The following is a 16,263-nucleotide window of genomic DNA, read 5'->3' as shown; positions in this document are numbered from 1 at the left end:
CTTTGTAAATATCCCAGATAGTTGTTGGTGACGTTTGTGGCCGGTTTCCAAATTCGTCGTCGCGAAGCGACGACAGTGTCGGCCAATCGAGCGACTCGCCGATGGTGGGCGATACAGCACCGATCAGGGTGAGGAAGCAGGTTGCTTGAGCCGAGTGAACGACCCGTCACCGCAGACGCAGTCCTCGCTCGTGCCCAGCGGGCGGATCGAGCCCGCCGGCGTAATCTCGCCGACGAGGATCGCATCACAGCTCTCACAGCGGACTGCTGCTCGCGTCTGATTAGAGTGAGTCGGCATGGATAGAGATGAAGCGGCCACACCACCATCAGTATCGCTCCAATGTACGAAGGGTGTTCGATAGAGCACTATTCTCTACCGGTCGAAACGGGGCAATTTACCCCCTGAATACGGCTGTTCTCGAGCTGACGGTCGAAAAGGGCAGTTGAGAGGGAAGACGGGATTCCCTTCGTCCCAGTTTCTCGTCGCGACTACTCGAGGAATCGATCGCCGACGGAGATCAGTCTCGCGGTGATGAGACCAACGGGAAGCGCCACGACGCCCATCAAGACGACCACGAAAAACACCGCGATGAACTCGCCCCTGTCGGCCTCGAGATTACGAACAGTTCTCGAGACCCAGCGGCCGCGAGGGATACTGATCGAGTCAGCTCCGACTACAATCTGCCGCAAGCCCAACGGTTTCGGCGTCATCCCGGTTGACAAAAGACATGGCATCCTTCCGTTTGCGGGTCAAGCGGTGGCTCATCAACGGGATCGTGATTACGATCCCACTGGTGGCGACGCTGTTAGTGGTGATGGTCGTTCTCAACTTCATCCGCAACGCGATCTCGCCGGTAACCGCCGGCGTCACGTATCTCTGGGCCGACGAGCCGCCGGCACCGGTGATCGAGTTCGTGACGTTACTATCGCTGCTCAGTGTCTTCCTGCTGGTCGGTCTCATTGCGGAACACACGCCTGGCAAATACCTCTCGAAACGGGTACACGCGGTGATGGAGACGATTCCCGGCGTCAGCACGGTCTACGAGAGCATTCGCCGGGCGAGCAAACTCCTGGTTGAGGACGACACGGACCAGTTCGAGGACGTGAAACTCGTCGAGTTTCCCCACGACGGGGCGTACATGCTCGGCTTTCTCACCGCGGAGACGCCCGCCGTCGTCGAGGCCAGTGTGAACAAAACGGAGATGGTCACGATCATGGTCCCGCTCGCGCCGAACCCGGCGACAAACGGTTTCGTCATGCACATGCCCATCGAAAATGTCCACGAGATCGATCTGACCGTCGAGGAAGCGTTCCGGTCGATCGCGACGCTCGGCGTCGCCGAAGATAGCCTCGATGAGGCCGCGAGCAGCGCCGACTGACCCCGTCGCAACAATCACTAGCCGTCCCCGTCCGTCGATATCCAAACCGGATTAGGCACGGCTACATACCCTCGGAATCGAGCAGGCGAATGTGGCCACGCGGCCAACCGTTCGACTGGAATACAGGATACGGTGTGTCGGTCTCCATCGTCCCGCCACGATCACGGGATCGGCGGGTGCAACGGGGACCGAATCGGTTTTTCGATTTCTCGAACTGCGGAGACAGCGTGTCATCACACCTCGAGCGCTGAGCTCGACGATGCAGACAGTACCCCGCTATGATCCGACTCGGTTCAGTTTCGCCCCGGTATACGACCATTTATACCCGATGGCGGTCCTAGAAGTGTGCAATGGCGCAAGCGGGAAATTCCGAACTCGTCGACTCTTTCGAGCAGTTCTTCCGTAACTACTACGACAGCGAGATCAAGCAGCTTGCCCAGCAGTATCCCAACGAGCAGCGATCGCTCCACATCAACTGGCAGGACCTCTACCGATTCGATCCCGACCTCGCGGACGACTTCATCGCACAGCCCGAGCAGCTCCAGCGCTACGCCGAGGAGGCGCTACGGCTGTACGACCTCCCGATCGACGTGAGTCTCGGACAGGCCCACGTCCGGATCCGTAACCTTCCGGAGACGGAATCCCCCGAGATCCGAGAGATCCGCGCGCGGGACATGAACTCCCTCGTGCAGGTCCACGGAATCGTCCGCAAGGCCACCGACGTTCGACCCAAAATCGAGGAAGCCGCCTTCGAGTGCCAGCTCTGTGGTACACTCTCCCGAATACCCCAATCTAGCGGCGACTTTCAGGAACCCCACGAGTGTCAGGGCTGTGAACGGCAGGGCCCCTTCCGCGTCAACTTTGACCAGTCCGAGTTCATCGACTCACAGAAACTCCGCGTTCAGGAGAGTCCCGAAGGGCTGCGCGGCGGGGAGACCCCACAGGCCCTCGATATCAACATCGAGGACGACATCACCGGCGAGGTCACTCCGGGCGACCACGTCTCGGCGATCGGCGTTTTGCGACTCGAGCAACAGGGCGACCAGCAGGACAAATCCCCGGTCTTCGACTTCTACATGGAGGGAATCTCCGTCGAGGTAGACGAAGAGCAGTTCGAGGATATGAACATCACCGGCGAGGACAAAGAAGAGATCGTCCGACTCTCGGGTTCCGATGGGCTCTACGAGAAGATGGTCGCCTCCATCGCGCCCTCCATCTACGGCTACGATCAGGAGAAGCTCTCGATGATCCTCCAGTTGTTCTCGGGCGTGACAAAGCAGTTGCCGGACGGCTCGAGGATCCGTGGCGACCTGCACATGCTCTTGATCGGGGACCCTGGTACGGGTAAATCCCAGATGCTCGCGTACATCGAAAACATCGCACCGCGAGCGGTCTACACGTCCGGGAAAGGATCGTCCTCAGCAGGTCTCACCGCCGCAGCCGTTCGCGACGACTTCGGCGACGGCCAGCAGTGGAGCCTCGAGGCCGGTGCGCTCGTCCTCGCGGACCGTGGGATCGCCGCCATCGACGAACTGGACAAAATGCGACCGGAAGACAGGAGCGCCATGCACGAGGCCCTCGAGCAACAGAAGATTTCGGTCTCGAAGGCGGGGATCAACGCGACCCTCAAGTCCCGCTGTTCGCTGCTCGGTGCAGCGAACCCCAAGTACGGCCGGTTCGACCAGTACGAGCCGATCAGCGAGCAGATCGACCTCGAGCCGGCGCTGATCTCGCGGTTCGACCTGATCTTTACGGTCACGGACACCCCTGACGAGGAGAAAGACCGCAACCTCGCCGAACACATCATCACGACTAACTACGCCGGCGAGTTGACGACCCAGCGCGAGGAGATGCCCTCGATGGACGTCAGTCAGAGCGAGATCGACGAGATGACCGAGCAGGTCGATCCGGAGATCGACGCCGAACTCCTGCGGAAGTACATTGCCTACGCGAAGCAAAACTGCCATCCACGCATGACCGAGGAGGCCCGCGAGGCGATCCGGGACTTCTACGTCGACCTGCGCGCGAAAGGGACCGACGACGACGCACCCGTTCCGGTGACGGCGCGAAAACTCGAGGCGCTGGTTCGACTGTCGGAGGCAAGCGCCCGCGTCCGGCTGTCGGATACGGTCGAGCGGGACGACGCCGAACGCGTTATCGAGATCGTCCGGTCCTGTCTACAGGACATCGGCGTCGACCCCGAGACCGGCGAGTTCGACGCTGATATCGTCGAAGCCGGGACGTCGAAGTCCCAGCGCGACCGCATCAAGAACCTGAAACAGCTGATCGGCGACATCGAAGAGGAGTACGACGACGGCGCGCCGGTCGACATCGTCCTCGAGCGAGCCGAGGAGATCGGCATGGATCACTCGAAGGCCGAGCACGAGATCGACAAGCTCAAACAGAAAGGCGAAGTCTACGAGCCGAGTACGGACTCGCTCCGGACGACGTAATGCCGGCGGCGGACCGATCTCAACGGGTGCCGCGTACCGTGTGCTGCGGGACGACGCATTAGAGATCTCTGAGGTTCGTGACGGTCGATCGAATCGTCACGGCCGCGACGTCGGCGACCTCGGCCGCAGCGGTCTGTGTCAGTGACGGCCACTCATCTCGTTCGCTAGCTGCCTTGTAGAGACAGGCAGCCGCGACCCCGCTCGGATTACGACCGCCGATCAGTCCGGCCTCGAGTAAGGCATCGAGATGCTCTCGTGCACGGCGCTCGACCGCCTGTCCGAGCTCGAGTTTTGACGCGTATCGGGGGAGGTACTGCGTGGGGTCGATCGGGCCCGTCGGAAGGCCGAGTTCTCGGTTCAGCGCGTCGTAGGCAACCGTGAGTTCGTCGGCATCGGCACGCGCAACAGCGGCGATTTCGTCGATCGTTCGGGCGATCGATCTCGTCCGACAGGTCGCATAGATCACGGCAGCGGCAAAGCCCTCCAACGACCGGCCCTGCAGGAGGTCTTCGGACTGGGCGGACTCGAAGAGCGCACAGGATTGCTCTCTGGCGGAGTCCGGCAGCGAGAGCAAGGCGGTGATCCGTCTGATTTCTGCGAACCCGTAGACTTGATTGCGTTCGGCCTTCGAGGAGATTCGGGCGCGGTTGTGTTCTCGGCGTAATCGAGCGATCTGCCGTCGTTTTCGGCCGGTCAGTCGCGAACTGTACCGCGAGCTCGATCCGGAGCCGTATCCGATCTCCGTCGAAAGTCCGCGGTCGTGTCTCGAGCGGGTCAGCGGCGCTCCGGTGCGTCTCGGATCGGTATCGTCGTCATCGAACGACCGCCACTCGGGACCGCGGTCGATCGCGTCCTCTGCGGAGACGAGTCCGCACTCTTCACAGACTATTTCAGTACCCCGTTTCCGTAATCTGCCGTCGCACTCCGGGCAGCCCACAGACGTATCAGCATCTGCCATTGGTTATTTTACCTAGATGTTACTGGCTTACCCCTGATATTTAAACTGTTGGGAATCTAATTAAAGTTGTTTTGTGAAAGTGGGGAGGGAGAGAAAGCTTACCGACCGATGAATCGCGCGACGAGGGATCGTGACTGCGATTCTGATTCGTGGACCGACGTTTCGCCGTCGTCTGCCCGATCAGTTAGCAGTCGTTCGTACTGGTCGATAACCGCCTGTCGGCGTCGCTCGCTCGTTTCGACCAATTGTTCGAGGGCAGCGATCCGGGCGCGGAGTTTCGTGCGTTCGATCCTGTAGGAGAGCGGCGGTTCCTGTCGATCCGAGTCGGCGGAGGGCCGTTGCAGCGGGTCGCTGTTTCGGTGGTTCGATCCGGCGGCCGAGTTCGAACGGCTGTGTCCGGTTCGTTCGTCGATAGGGCGGATGGGGGTAGGGCCTCGTTGGTCGGCGGACATGGCTCGATACCAACTACCATACTGTTCCGGAAAAAGGTCAGTCAGTCGGGTGTCAGACGCGTCTGACGCGAGTCATGCGTCCGAACGACGCTACCCCTGCAGGTGCTCGAGAACACCGTCGGTGTCGGCCGGGACAGGTTCGGGTTCACTGCCGGCAGCGGCCGCGGCGTCGGGGTCCTTGAGCAGGTGACCGGTAGTGAGGCAGGCGACGCGCTCGTCGTCGTCGACGATTCCCTCGGCGCGGAGTTTTCGCAGGCCGGCGACGGAGGCCGCCGAGGCGGGTTCGACGCCGATCCCTTCGCCGGCGAGATCACGTTGGGCCTCGGTGATCGCTTCGTCGGAGACCGCGACGGCGGTACCGCCGGTCTCGCGGATACCGGGCAGCGCCTTCGGCGCGTTGACCGGGTTCCCGATCCGGATCGCGGTCGCGCGGGTCTCGACCTCCTCCCAGCGCCGCACCTCGTCGGCACCGTTCTCGATCGCCTCGACCATCGGCGCGGCCCCCTCGGCCTGAACGCCGGTCAGTTTCGGCACGTCGCTCTCCTCGAGTTCGCCCGCCTGGACGAGTTCGCGGAACGCCTTGTACAGCGCTGACGTGTTGCCCGCGTTGCCGACCGGGAGCACGATCCGATCCGGAACCGTGTCGTAGTCCGCGAGGAAGCCCTCGAGGATCTCGAGGCCGATCGTCTTCTGGCCCTCGAGCCGGAACGGGTTCAGCGAGTTCAGCAGGTAGGCCTCGCCCTGCCCCGCGAGTTCCTGCACGATATCAAGACAGGCGTCGAAGTTGCCGTCGACCTCGAGAATACGCGCGCCGTGGAGGCTCGCCTGGGCGATCTTCCCAGCGGCGACCTTGCCCGCGGGGAGAAGCACGAGCGTCTGCATTCCGCCGCGGGAGCCGTAGGCGGCCAGCGCGGCGCTCGTGTTCCCCGTCGACGCACAGGCCAGTCGGCCGACGCCGAGTTCCTTCGCGACTCGCACGCCGACGGTCATCCCGCGGTCCTTGAACGACCCGGTCGGGTTCATTCCCTCGTGTTTGATCCGCAGGGTCTCGACGCCGATGTCGTCCTCGAGGCGAGGGACCTCGTACAGCGGCGTCGCACCCTCCTGAATCGAAACGCCCGCGTCGAACGGCAGCGCGTCGGCGTAGCGCCAGACGCCCTCGCCCTCGAAATCGTCGAAGGTGGGCAGGTCGGCGTAGCGGACCTCAAGCAGACTATCGCAGTCGTCGCAGGTGTATCGGACGTCGTCGAAGGGGGCGAACGTCTCGCCGCAGTCGATGCACTCGAGCCAGACGCCCTCGTCGGCGGTAGCGGGCACGTCCGGCTGGTCGGCCGAAAGGCTGAGACTCATTGTCGGTCGAGAGGGCCGCACCGGGGAAAAAGTGAGTGGATTCGGCAGTGGCCCGTCTTCCATGGCCGTGCCGTCGACCTCGTCGATCACGTTGTGTATCCACACGCAGATGTTGCTCGAGCGCCCTCGAACCCGGATTGGAAGACAAACAGCGCAGTCCCCGTGTTCGATAGTCGATACCCCACCCCTGCGTTACAGCACGAGCAGCACGAGCAGCGCTGCCGGTCCTAACAGCATGAGGAGCGTCGCGAGCACCAGTCTGAATGACATGGCTCGCTCGTGCCATCGATAGAACCGGGTATAACACCGGCATACAGTTCAAATATAACGAAATACCCTGAGATAGATCAATTCCAGGTTGATCAAAGAAACAGTGTATTTCTTCGCCGGTCGGGCGAGAATCCGCTCGTGAACGGAACTGGCACTCTCACTGCGTTCGCGATGGTTACTCGAGCAGCCAGCTCAACAACGCCTTCTGGGCGTGGAGTCGGTTTTCCGCCTGATCGAAGACGACTGAGCGCTCGCCCTCGATGACGTCGTCGGTGATTTCCTCGCCGCGGTGGGCCGGGAGACAGTGCATAACCGACGCTTCGGGGGCGTGCTCGAGGAGGTCCGAACTGACCTGGAATCCCGCGAAGTCGTCCATGCGGACATCGCGCTCGTCCTCCTGACCCATGCTGATCCAGACGTCCGTGTAGATGATATCGGCGTCGGTGACCGCATCGACGGGATCCGTCGTGGCCGTCGGATCGCCACCGAGTTCGCGGGCGCGCTCGAGGACGGCGTCATCGACCTCGTACCCCTCGGGCGTTGCGATCGTCAGATCGACGCCGGTCAGCGCACAGCCGAGTGCGAACGACTGGGCGACGTTGTTGCCGTCGCCGATCCAGGCCGCCGAGACGTCCTCGAGGCCGTCCTCGTGTTCGCGGATCGTCAGCAGGTCCGCGAGCGTCTGGCAGGGGTGGGCGTCGTCGGTGAGCCCGTTGACGATCGGCACCGAGGAGTACTCCGCAAGCACCTCGATGTTCTCGTGTTTGAACACCCGGGCCATCACCGCGTCGACGTACCGCGAGAGCGCACGCGAGGTGTCTTTCAGCGGTTCGCCCCGCCCGAGCTGGATGTCGTCTTCCCCGAGGAAGATCGCGTGCCCGCCGAGCTGCGTCATCCCCGTCTCGAAGGAGACCCGGGTCCGGGTGCTCGCCTTCTGGAAGAGCATCCCCAGGGTCTGTCCGGACAGGTCGGCGTGGTCCTCGCCGGCTTCGACGGCGCGTTTGTACTCGTCGGCTCTGTCGAGAACGGCGAACAGTTCCTCCTCGGAGAGATCGTCGACGTCGAGGAAATGTCTCGGCTGTGTGTCGTCGGTATCTATCGTCATTGTAATCGTTCGTCTGGAATGCGTGTATTCAGTCTTCACTGAGCGTCCGCGCGACGCGCTCGAGAATCGACACTGACTGGTCGAACTCCGATAATGGAAGCCGTTCGTCGGGCGCGTGATCGAGGTCCGAGTTGCCCGGCCCGTAGGTGACCATCGGACAGTCCCAGGCCCCGGCGTAGATGTTCATGTCGCTCGTTCCGGTCTTTCGCACCAGGCGAGGATCGGCGCCTTCCTTGCGGATGGCGACACGAAACGCACGTGCGACCTCGGTTCGCGGGCTCGTCATCACCGGCGGGACCTTGTCCTTCCAGGTCACGGTCCCGACCTCGAGTTCCGCTTCCGCGGCTTCGCGGACGGTCCCCACGGTGAGCGCTGGCGGCACGCGCAACTGGACGTCCATCGTCGCCTCGACGGAGAGGCCGTCGTCGCTGACGCCGCCTTCGATGTCGACCGGCTTCGTCGTCACCTGCTCGAAGATGGGTTCGTACTCGTCACCTTCGAAGTACTCCTCGACGGCCGACCACCAGCGGACGGCGTGTTGAATCGCGTTCGGGTCCGGTCGGGAGGTGTGTCCGGACTCGCTGGTCGCGACGTACGTGCCGGCGATCAGTCCGCGATAGCCCAGCGTGATCCCGTCGGCTCCGGAGGGCTCGCCGTTGACGACCGCCGCCGGTGGCTCGTCTCGATCGTCGACCAGATAGCGCGATCCCTTCGAGTCGATTTCCTCGCCGACGACGCCGACGAAGGAAACGCCGGTCCGGACGGCAGCGGCCGCCATCGCGGCGAGCGGTCCCGTCGCGTCGACGCTGCCGCGACCCCAGAGGATCTCGTCGTCGCCGGTTTCTTCGACCTCAACGGGGATGTCCCCCGGAACAGTGTCGATATGCGAGGTCAACAACACGGCGTCGTCTGCCGGCGCACGGACGTTCCCGACCGCGTCGATCCAGACCTCCCGGTCGTGGGCCTCGAAGAAGTCCACGAGGCGTTTGGCCGCCTCGCGTTCCTCGCCGGTCGGTGAGGGGATCGAAACGAGATCGACGAGTAACTCGCGGGCCTCCGCGAACGACACGTCGCTCGAGGGGTCGGCGTTCGCGCTCATGATTCGGTGTCAGATGTGACGACCGCCGTCAGTGCGTCCACGAGCTGGTCCGCCTCCGCCTCGTCGATCACGAGCGGCGGCAGCAGTCGCAGCACGGTCCGACCCGCGGGCAGCGCTAGCACCTGCTGGTTCATCGCCAGATCACGGGCGACGCGGTTCGCGCCTCGTTTCAACTCGAGGCCGACGAGCAGGCCGTCGCCGCGGACCTCGCGCACCTCGTCGCCCAGCGCCGCCTCGAGTTCGGTGACGAGATAGTCGCCGATCTCGGCGGCGTGGGCGGGCCACTCCTCCTCGACCAGCGTCGAGACGGTCGCATGGACTGCCGCAGCGACGACGGGGCCGCCGCTGAACGTGGCGTTGTGCGAGGCCGCGCCGTCGGCGATCCAGTCCCGCACCGCGACCGCGCCGACGGGCAGGCCGTTGCCCAGGCCCTTCGCCGTCGTGAGCACGTCGGGTGTGACGCCCGCGTTCTGGCAGGCCCACATCTGGCCCGTCCGGCCCATGCCGGTCTGGACCTCGTCCAAGACGAGCGCCGCGCCGGCTTCCTCGGTCAGTTCGCGGGCGGTCTCGAGGTAGCCCGCCGGCGGTACGTTGATCCCGCCCTCGCCCTGAATCGGCTCTAAGATGACGGCTGCCGTCTCGTCGTCGACGGCGGCCGCGAGTTCCTCGTCGTCGCCGTAGGGGACGAACTCCATGTCACCGGCCAGCGGCTCGTAGGGCTCCTTGTACTTGTCCTTCCAGGTCGCCGCGAGCGCCCCCATCGTCCGCCCGTGGAACGAGCGGGTCGCGGCGACGATCTTCGACTCGCCGGTCGCCGACCGGGCGAACTTCAGCGCGGCCTCGTTGGCCTCGGTCCCCGAGTTGCAGAACCAGGCCCCCTCGAGACCGTCCGGAGCCGCCGCGACGAACGCCGCGTAGGCGTCCTCGCGCGACTGGACGGGGTACGAGGAGTCGACGAACGTCAGCTCGCCGACCTGCTCCTGCACCGCGTCGACGACCGCGGGATGACTGTGGCCCAGCGGCGTGCAGGCGAAACTCGCGCCCGCGTCGAGGTACTCCGTCCCGTCTGCGGTGTAGAGGAACGGCCCCTCGCCGCGCTCGATGCCGATCGGCTTGCTACCGGAGATGAAGTCGAGGTCGCTCATTCTGTGGCCCCCTGTGCCGTCTCGGCCGCATCCTCGTCCGCGAGCACGCCGGGTTCGAGGGTCGTCCCCTCACCCGCGAGCGCGCTCGTGATCGGCTCGTCGGCGTTGGCGGTCGCGACGATCACCGACGACGCGCCGCCCTCGAGCGCCTCCTCAGCGGCCATGACCTTCTTCGTCATGAACCCCTCGGCGGCGGCTTTGACGGCCTCGAACTCGTCGGGCGTCGACGCCGCATCGATCTTGGTCGACTCGTCGTCGGGATCCTCGTAGATCCCGGAGACGTCCGTCAGCACCACGAGGTCGGCCCCGAGCGCGCCGGCGATCGCGGCCGCGGCGCGGTCGGCGTCGGCGTTGACTGCGGTGTAGCCGCCTTCTTTCTCCCTCCCGAGCACCGGAACGGAGACGACGGGCGTGTAGCCGCCCGCGAGCACCGTCTCGAGCAGGTCGGCGTTGACCGACTCGATCGTGCCCGAGTGATCGCCGCGCTTGATCTTCTTCTTGCCGTCCTCTTTCACGCGGACGGCGGACTTGCGCTTGCCCTCGAGCAGTTTGCCGTCGGTGCCCGAGAGGCCGACCGCGTTTACGCCCTCGTTGTGCAGGCTCTCCACCAGATCGGTGTTGAGCTTGCCCGGCATCACCATCTTGAAGACGTCCATGGTGCGCTCGTCGGTAAAGCGCCCGACGACGCCGCCAGGGGTCTCGACGTAGGTCGGTTCCTCGCCGAGCTCCTCCAGGGTCTCGTCGACGGCGGTCGAACCACCGTGCGTGAGAACCACGTCTTCGCCCTCGGCGACGAGGCTCGCGACGTCGGCGAGCGCGCCTTCGGGATCGACGGCTCGAGCGCCGCCGATCTTGACGACCACCGTCATCTCAGGGCGCCCCCACGGGATGGAGTCCCGTGAACTCGAGTCCGGCCGTCTCCTCGAGGCCCAGCGCGACGTTAGCGGCGTGGACCGCCTGACCCGCGGAGCCCTTCATCATGTTGTCGATCGCCGAGAAGACGACGATGCGCTTGTTCGACGGGTCGAGTTCGAAGCCGACCTCGGCCAGATTCGTGCCGGCGACCGCCTTCGGTTCGGGGTAGCGGTAGACGCCGGAGCCGCCGGCGGCCATGCGGACGAACGGCTCGTCCTCGTAGCAGCCCCGATAGGCCTGCCAGAGGTCGCCCTTCGAGACCGGGCCCGAGGGGAAGACGTGGTTCGTCGCGCTCGCACCGCGGATCATGTCCACGGCGTGGCAGGTGAAGGCGACCGAGGTGTCGAGGAACTGCTCGATCTCGGCCTCGTGGCGGTGACCCGTCGGCGCGTACGGACGGACGACGCCCGAACGCTCGGGGTGGCTCGAGGCCTCGCCGCCGCCGGCACCGCCCTCGGAGGAGCCGACCTTCACGTCGACGACGATCTGCTCGCCGCCCTCTAAGATGCCGTGTTCGAACAGTGGATACAGCCCGAGGATCGTCGCGGTCGCATTACAGCCGCCACCCGCGATGAGTTCCGCTCCCTCGAGGTTGTCGCGGTTGATCTCGGGAAGCGCGTACTCGGCCCGTTCGAGGTACTCGGGAGCCTCGTGCCCGTCGTACCACTCGTCGTACTGGGCCTCGCTCTCGAGGCGGAAGTCCGCCGAGAGGTCAACGACGGTGTCCGCAATGTCGAAAAAGTCGTCGATCCGGCCCATGGAGACGCCGTGTGGCGTCGCCGCGAACAGGACATCGACGTGCTCGAGATCGTCAGGTTCAGTAAAGCGCAGGTCCGACCCGCGCAGCGGCGGATGAACGGAGCCGACGCTCTTGCCGGCCTTCGACCGGCTGGTGACCTCCGTGATTTCGAAGTTCGGGTGGCCCGCGAGCAGTCGCAGGAGCTCACCGCCCGTGAAACCGGAGCCGCCGATGACGCTCGCGGTGACGGTCTCGGCGTTTTCGTCCGCACCGGTCTCGGTGCCGACCGCCATCAGGCGGTCACCTCGAGTTCGTCGTCGGCCGCGGCAGCGGCCGTCTGCTCGAGCCAGTCGACGACGGTACCGGCGACGTCGGTCTCGACGGCGCCGTCGAGCGCCTTGAACTCGACAGTGTGGTTGACCTCGTGGACAGTGTACCCGTCTTCCGTTTCCATCAGGTCGATACCGAGCAGGCCGCCGCCGACGGCGTTGCTGGCCTTCTCGACGAGTTCTTTCGCTTCCTCGTCCGGTTCGAAGACGTCCGTTTCGGCCCCTTTGGCGGCGTTCGTGATCCAGTGGTCCGACGAGCGGACCATCCCGGCGATCGGCTCGCCGTCGACCGCGAGCACGCGAATGTCGCGGCCCGGTTTCTCGACGAACTCCTGGACGTAGAACACCTTGTGCTCGTAGTGGCCCAGCGTGGCCTTGTGCTCGAGAATCGCCTCGGCGGCCGACTCGGAGTCGATCTTGGCCATCAGGCGACCCCACGAACCCACGACGGGTTTGAGGACGCAAGGATAGCCGAAGGACTCGATGGCTTCCATGGCCGTCTCCTTCGTGAACGCGACCTTCGTCGCGGGCGTGGGAACGCCCGCGCCCTCGAGCGCGAGGCTATTTTTCACCTTGTCAGCGCAAATATCGGCGGTCTCGTGGCTGTTGACCACGGGGATGCCGTAGGCCTCGAAGAACTGCGTGGCGTACAGGCTCCGGCTTGTGGCGAGACAGCGGTCGACGACGATGTCGAGACCGTCGAACGCCTCGGGCGCTTCCGAGATGTCGAAGGTCTGCTTGCGAACGTCGATCTTCGTGACCTCGTGATCGCGTTCGCGAAGCTCGTTGAGGAGGAGCTTCTCGTCCTTGCGAATTCGTGAGTAGAGGATGCCGACGTTCACGCGAGCCACCTCTGCGTTGGGGTCGCGGCGCTACGCGCTCCGCGAACCGTCTGGATAGGGGACGGCGATATCGTGCCCGTCTGCAAGGTCACTCACCCCAGTCCTCTTCGAGCTCTGGGGCCCGCTCGAGGACTGGCGGCTCCGTGTCGACGACTTCCAGCTCTGCTCCACAGGTCGTACAGTCAACGATCTCTCCCACTTCCAGATCGTCGTGCAGGGACACCTCAGCCCCACACTCGACGCATTCGGTCATTGTACTCGCACGTGGGAGCCGGGATCCCTTAAAGCCTTCGAACTTAACAGCAAAATTATACTAACTGCACGCCACTCTATCGGTCCGTGGGGGCTACTTCACCGCAGGTCTACTTTGACATATCATGAAGCAGGTAAATTGTCCCCCCGCGGGGACCGTCGCCGGGACGGTCGGCCGACGGGTCGCGGTTGTGGCAACTGATCCGCCCACTCCTCGCTACCGGTGGGTCGCGCGGCTGTCTCAGACATAGCCGTTCACCTCCGAACGGAGCGCTTCGTGCGCCGCCTCGAGCGCGTCGGCCGCGTCCGCGAGCGTCTCCTCGTCGGCCGCGAGCGCCTCGCGGGCCGACTCGAGTTGGGCGTCGACCGACTCGGGGGCGGGACCACCTTGCGAATTGCGACTCGCGACGCTCTCGACAGGATCGAGCGCGTCCTCGACGGCCGCGGGATCGACGTGGGCCTCGAGCGATTCGCCCAGAACCTCCTGGGCGGCGGACTCGAGCGCGTCATAGTTCGCACCACTCTCGGCTGCGACCGCCACGAGTTCGTGCGCGGTCCGGAACGGCAACCCGTTCGCCGCCAGCAGATCCGCGACGCCGGTCGCCGTCGAAAAGTCCTCGCCGGCCTCCGCGGCCAGTGTCTCCTCGTTCCAGTCGGCCGTGGCGACCGCGCCCGCCGCGACCTCGCTCGCCTCGGTCACTGCGTCGACGGTCTCCCAGGCGTGGGTCGTCGCCCGCTGGAGGTCGCGGTTGTACGCGCGGGGTAATCCTTTCAGCGTCGTCGTCAACCCCTGCACCCCGCCGGCCGCGTCGCCCGCGACTGCGCGGACGAGCTCCAGCGTGTCCGGGTTCTTCTTCTGGGGCATGATCGACGACGTCGAGGAGTAGTCGTCCGCCAGATCGACGAAACCGCGGTTCGCGAAGATGATCACGTCCTCCGCGAGCCCCGACAGCGTCGTGGCGTGGGTCGACAGCGCCTGCGTCGTCTCGAGCAGGAAGTCCCGACTCGAGGCGGCGTCCATCGAGTTCTCGACGACGCTATCGAAGCCCAGCAGTTCAGCCGTGCGCTCGCGGTCGATATCGAACGTCGTTCCGGCGAACGCGGCCCCGCCCAGCGGCGACTGGTTGATCCGGCCGTAGGCCTCGAGCAGCCGTTCGGTGTCGCGGCGAACCGCTCCCTCGTAGGCCAGCGCCCAGTGGGCCACGGTGGTCGGCTGGGCGGGCTGGAGGTGGGTGTAGCCGGGCATGATCGTCTCCCGGTGGTCGGCCGCGACGTCCGCGAGCGACTCGCGGAGCGCCAACGTCGTCTCGATCGCCTCGAGGACGTCCTCGCGCAGGCGATAGCGGATGCAGGCCGCGACCTCGTCGTTGCGCGAGCGCGCGGTGTGCATCTTTCCGCCGTCCGCACCGATGCGTTCGATGACGGCGGTCTCGATGGCCTCGTGGACGTCCTCGCCGTCGGGCAGCGAGTCGTGGCCGTCGACCTCGATCGCGTCGATCGCGGTCAGGATCTGACCGGCCACGTCGTCCGCGATGATGCCCTGCTCGGCGAGCATGACTGTATGCGCGCGGTCGACCTCGAGGTCGGCCGCGAAGATTCGTTCGTCCGCTGCGAGCGAGGAGAGGAAGCTCCGGGCGGGCCCGCCGCTGAAGCGGTCCCGGCGGACGACACCGTCGTGAGCGCTCTCCTCTGTCATCTTATTCCTCGTTGTCTCCGCTCCCGTCAGTCGCGAGTTCGACTTCCTCGTCGGCTGCGTTCGCGGCGATCGCCTCGTTCGCGAGGCGGCGCTGGAAGCCGTGGTACTTCGCGACGCCGGTGGCGTCTTCCTGCTTGATCTTGCCGACCGTCTCGGTGTCGAAGGAGGCGTGTTCGGCGGAGTAGGCCGCGAACTTGCTGTCGCGAGCGACCGGACGCGCCTGGCCGCCCTCGAAGCGGATCGTGACGGTCCCCGTCACGCGCGTTTGGGTCTCGGCGATGAAGCCCTCGAGCGCGCTCACGAGCGGCGCGTCGATCAGGCCCTCGTAGCCCTTCTGGGACCACTGCTGGTCGATCTGCTTCTTGAACTGGCGCTCCTCCTGCGTGAGGACGAGTCCCTCGAGGGCCTCGTGGGCGTTGAGCAGCGTCGTCGCGGCCGGGTGCTCGTAGTTCTCGCGAACCTTCAGCCCGAGCATGCGGTCTTCCATCGTGTCGGTGCGACCGACGCCGTAGCTTCCGGCGAGTTCGTTCAGGGACTCGATGAGTGCGACCGGCTCGTACTCCTCGCCGTCGACGGCGACGGGGTAACCCTGCTCGAAGGTGATTTCGATCTCCTCGGTCTCGCTGCCGGGCTCGTCGGTCCACTCGTAGATGTCCCGCGGCGGGACGTAGTTGGGGTCCTCGAGCTTGTCGCCCTCGACGGAGCGGCTCCAGATGTTGGTGTCGATCGACCAGTCGCCGCCGCTGCCGCCCTCGACGGGGAGGTCACGCTCGGCGGCGTACTCTTGCTCCCACTCGCGGGTGAGCCCGAGTTCGCGCACGGGGGCGATGACCTCGAGGTCCGAGCTGCGCCAGACGGCCTCGAAGCGGAGTTGGTCGTTACCCTTGCCCGTACAGCCGTGGGCGATGCCGGTACAGTTCTGTTCCTCTGCGACCTCGAGGATCGCTTCCGCGATCACCGGACGGGCGAGCGCCGTTCCCAGCGGGTAGCCCTGATAGGTCGCGTTCGCGCGAACGCTCTCGAGACAGAGTTGCGCGAATTCCTCTCGCGCGTCGACGACGTAGTGGTCCAGGCCGAGCGCCTCGGCGGTTTCTTCGGCTTCGTCGAACTCTTCGGCCGGCTGGCCGACGTCGACCGTGACGCCGATCACGTCGTCGTATCCGTATTCTTCCTCGAGCAGCGGGACACAGACAGTCGTGTCCAGGCCGCCCGAAAACGCAAGTGCCACGCGGGTCATATCGTACTCGAGTAAACCCCCAGGACGGACTTAAGCCCGTTGG

General features: G+C 65.0%; 15 protein-coding genes. 2 read left to right on the top strand and 13 right to left on the bottom strand.

Annotated features, from left to right (window positions below; translation table 11 throughout):
• Window positions 1-123: 123 nt before the first annotated feature.
• Window positions 124-297: a hypothetical protein gene (locus HYG81_RS30285; RefSeq protein ID WP_180839817.1), complete on the bottom strand. Its 174-nt coding sequence runs from the start codon at window positions 295-297 to the stop codon at window positions 124-126.
• A 430-nt stretch (window positions 298-727) separates the two neighbouring features.
• On the opposite strand from HYG81_RS30285, the gene HYG81_RS30280 reads away from it, so the two are divergent.
• Complete coding sequence (locus HYG81_RS30280) at window positions 728-1,378, top strand: DUF502 domain-containing protein (RefSeq protein ID WP_180839816.1); 651 nt, start codon at window positions 728-730, stop codon at window positions 1,376-1,378.
• A gap of 350 nt (window positions 1,379-1,728) precedes the next feature.
• The gene (locus HYG81_RS30275) at window positions 1,729-3,831 is read left to right on the top strand and encodes a minichromosome maintenance protein MCM (protein ID WP_180839815.1); all 2,103 of its coding nucleotides are present in this window, start codon (window positions 1,729-1,731) and stop codon (window positions 3,829-3,831) included.
• Between the two features lie 58 nt (window positions 3,832-3,889).
• Here the strand turns inward: HYG81_RS30275 and HYG81_RS30270 are convergent, their stop codons facing one another.
• The 12 genes from HYG81_RS30270 to HYG81_RS30215 all read right to left on the bottom strand — a co-directional run bounded on the left by HYG81_RS30270 (window position 3,890) and on the right by HYG81_RS30215 (window position 16,220).
• On the bottom strand, window positions 3,890-4,789 hold the full coding sequence (locus HYG81_RS30270) for a transcription initiation factor IIB (protein WP_180839814.1): 900 nt from the start codon (window positions 4,787-4,789) through the stop codon (window positions 3,890-3,892).
• 98 nt (window positions 4,790-4,887) lie between these two features.
• Window positions 4,888-5,241: a hypothetical protein gene (locus HYG81_RS30265; RefSeq protein WP_180839813.1), complete on the bottom strand. Its 354-nt coding sequence runs from the start codon at window positions 5,239-5,241 to the stop codon at window positions 4,888-4,890.
• A gap of 90 nt (window positions 5,242-5,331) precedes the next feature.
• Window positions 5,332-6,591, bottom strand: coding sequence for a threonine synthase (gene thrC / locus HYG81_RS30260; protein ID WP_180839812.1), 1,260 nt, complete (start codon window positions 6,589-6,591; stop codon window positions 5,332-5,334).
• Window positions 6,592-7,036: 445 nt separating this feature from the next.
• Window positions 7,037-7,966 (bottom strand): ornithine carbamoyltransferase, encoded by a 930-nt coding sequence (argF, locus tag HYG81_RS30255; protein WP_180839811.1) that lies wholly within the window; start codon window positions 7,964-7,966, stop codon window positions 7,037-7,039.
• A gap of 28 nt (window positions 7,967-7,994) precedes the next feature.
• Window positions 7,995-9,065, bottom strand: a complete 1,071-nt coding sequence (locus HYG81_RS30250) for a [LysW]-lysine hydrolase (protein ID WP_180839810.1) — start codon at window positions 9,063-9,065, stop codon at window positions 7,995-7,997.
• Window positions 9,062-10,210, bottom strand: coding sequence for an aspartate aminotransferase family protein (locus HYG81_RS30245; RefSeq protein ID WP_180839809.1), 1,149 nt, complete (start codon window positions 10,208-10,210; stop codon window positions 9,062-9,064). The genes HYG81_RS30250 and HYG81_RS30245 overlap by 4 nt, the downstream gene beginning before the upstream one ends.
• The gene (locus HYG81_RS30240) at window positions 10,207-11,079 is read right to left on the bottom strand and encodes an acetylglutamate/acetylaminoadipate kinase (protein WP_180839808.1); all 873 of its coding nucleotides are present in this window, start codon (window positions 11,077-11,079) and stop codon (window positions 10,207-10,209) included. Before HYG81_RS30240 ends, HYG81_RS30245 begins: the two co-directional genes overlap by 4 nt.
• Window position 11,080: 1 nt before the next feature.
• The gene (gene argC / locus HYG81_RS30235; RefSeq protein ID WP_180839807.1) at window positions 11,081-12,157 is read right to left on the bottom strand and encodes an N-acetyl-gamma-glutamyl-phosphate reductase; all 1,077 of its coding nucleotides are present in this window, start codon (window positions 12,155-12,157) and stop codon (window positions 11,081-11,083) included.
• Window positions 12,157-13,035 (bottom strand): lysine biosynthesis protein LysX, encoded by an 879-nt coding sequence (gene lysX / locus HYG81_RS30230; RefSeq protein ID WP_180839806.1) that lies wholly within the window; start codon window positions 13,033-13,035, stop codon window positions 12,157-12,159. The genes argC and lysX overlap by 1 nt, the downstream gene beginning before the upstream one ends.
• Window positions 13,036-13,123: 88 nt before the next feature.
• On the bottom strand, window positions 13,124-13,288 hold the full coding sequence (gene lysW / locus HYG81_RS30225; RefSeq protein WP_005554620.1) for a lysine biosynthesis protein LysW: 165 nt from the start codon (window positions 13,286-13,288) through the stop codon (window positions 13,124-13,126).
• A 240-nt stretch (window positions 13,289-13,528) separates the two neighbouring features.
• Entirely contained in the window at window positions 13,529-14,983 is a 1,455-nt protein-coding gene (gene argH, locus HYG81_RS30220) for an argininosuccinate lyase (protein ID WP_180839805.1), read from the bottom strand.
• Between the two features lies 1 nt (window position 14,984).
• On the bottom strand, window positions 14,985-16,220 hold the full coding sequence (locus HYG81_RS30215) for an argininosuccinate synthase (protein WP_180839804.1): 1,236 nt from the start codon (window positions 16,218-16,220) through the stop codon (window positions 14,985-14,987).
• Between the last annotated feature and the right edge of the window lie 43 nt (window positions 16,221-16,263).

It is taken from the genome of Natrinema zhouii, from assembly GCF_013456555.2.
Classification (GTDB): domain Archaea; phylum Halobacteriota; class Halobacteria; order Halobacteriales; family Natrialbaceae; genus Natrinema; species Natrinema zhouii.
Note: the sequence above shows the minus strand (reverse complement) of the source record. Positions and strands in the feature narration are given on the sequence as shown.

Bases quoted from the DNA above. Each gene is read 5' to 3' on its own strand.
- HYG81_RS30285 (WP_180839817.1), bottom strand. From the start codon at position 297: ATGCCGACTCACTCTAATCAGACGCGAGCAGCAGTCCGCTGTGAGAGC.
- HYG81_RS30280 (WP_180839816.1), top strand. From the start codon at position 728: ATGGCATCCTTCCGTTTGCGGGTCAAGCGGTGGCTCATCAACGGGATC.
- HYG81_RS30275 (WP_180839815.1), top strand. From the start codon at position 1,729: ATGGCGCAAGCGGGAAATTCCGAACTCGTCGACTCTTTCGAGCAGTTC.
- HYG81_RS30270 (WP_180839814.1), bottom strand. From the start codon at position 4,789: ATGGCAGATGCTGATACGTCTGTGGGCTGCCCGGAGTGCGACGGCAGA.
- HYG81_RS30265 (WP_180839813.1), bottom strand. From the start codon at position 5,241: ATGTCCGCCGACCAACGAGGCCCTACCCCCATCCGCCCTATCGACGAA.
- thrC (WP_180839812.1), bottom strand. From the start codon at position 6,591: ATGAGTCTCAGCCTTTCGGCCGACCAGCCGGACGTGCCCGCTACCGCC.
- argF (WP_180839811.1), bottom strand. From the start codon at position 7,966: ATGACGATAGATACCGACGACACACAGCCGAGACATTTCCTCGACGTC.
- HYG81_RS30250 (WP_180839810.1), bottom strand. From the start codon at position 9,065: ATGAGCGCGAACGCCGACCCCTCGAGCGACGTGTCGTTCGCGGAGGCC.
- HYG81_RS30245 (WP_180839809.1), bottom strand. From the start codon at position 10,210: ATGAGCGACCTCGACTTCATCTCCGGTAGCAAGCCGATCGGCATCGAG.
- HYG81_RS30240 (WP_180839808.1), bottom strand. From the start codon at position 11,079: ATGACGGTGGTCGTCAAGATCGGCGGCGCTCGAGCCGTCGATCCCGAA.
- argC (WP_180839807.1), bottom strand. From the start codon at position 12,157: ATGGCGGTCGGCACCGAGACCGGTGCGGACGAAAACGCCGAGACCGTC.
- lysW (WP_005554620.1), bottom strand. From the start codon at position 13,288: ATGACCGAATGCGTCGAGTGTGGGGCTGAGGTGTCCCTGCACGACGAT.
- argH (WP_180839805.1), bottom strand. From the start codon at position 14,983: ATGACAGAGGAGAGCGCTCACGACGGTGTCGTCCGCCGGGACCGCTTC.
- HYG81_RS30215 (WP_180839804.1), bottom strand. From the start codon at position 16,220: ATGACCCGCGTGGCACTTGCGTTTTCGGGCGGCCTGGACACGACTGTC.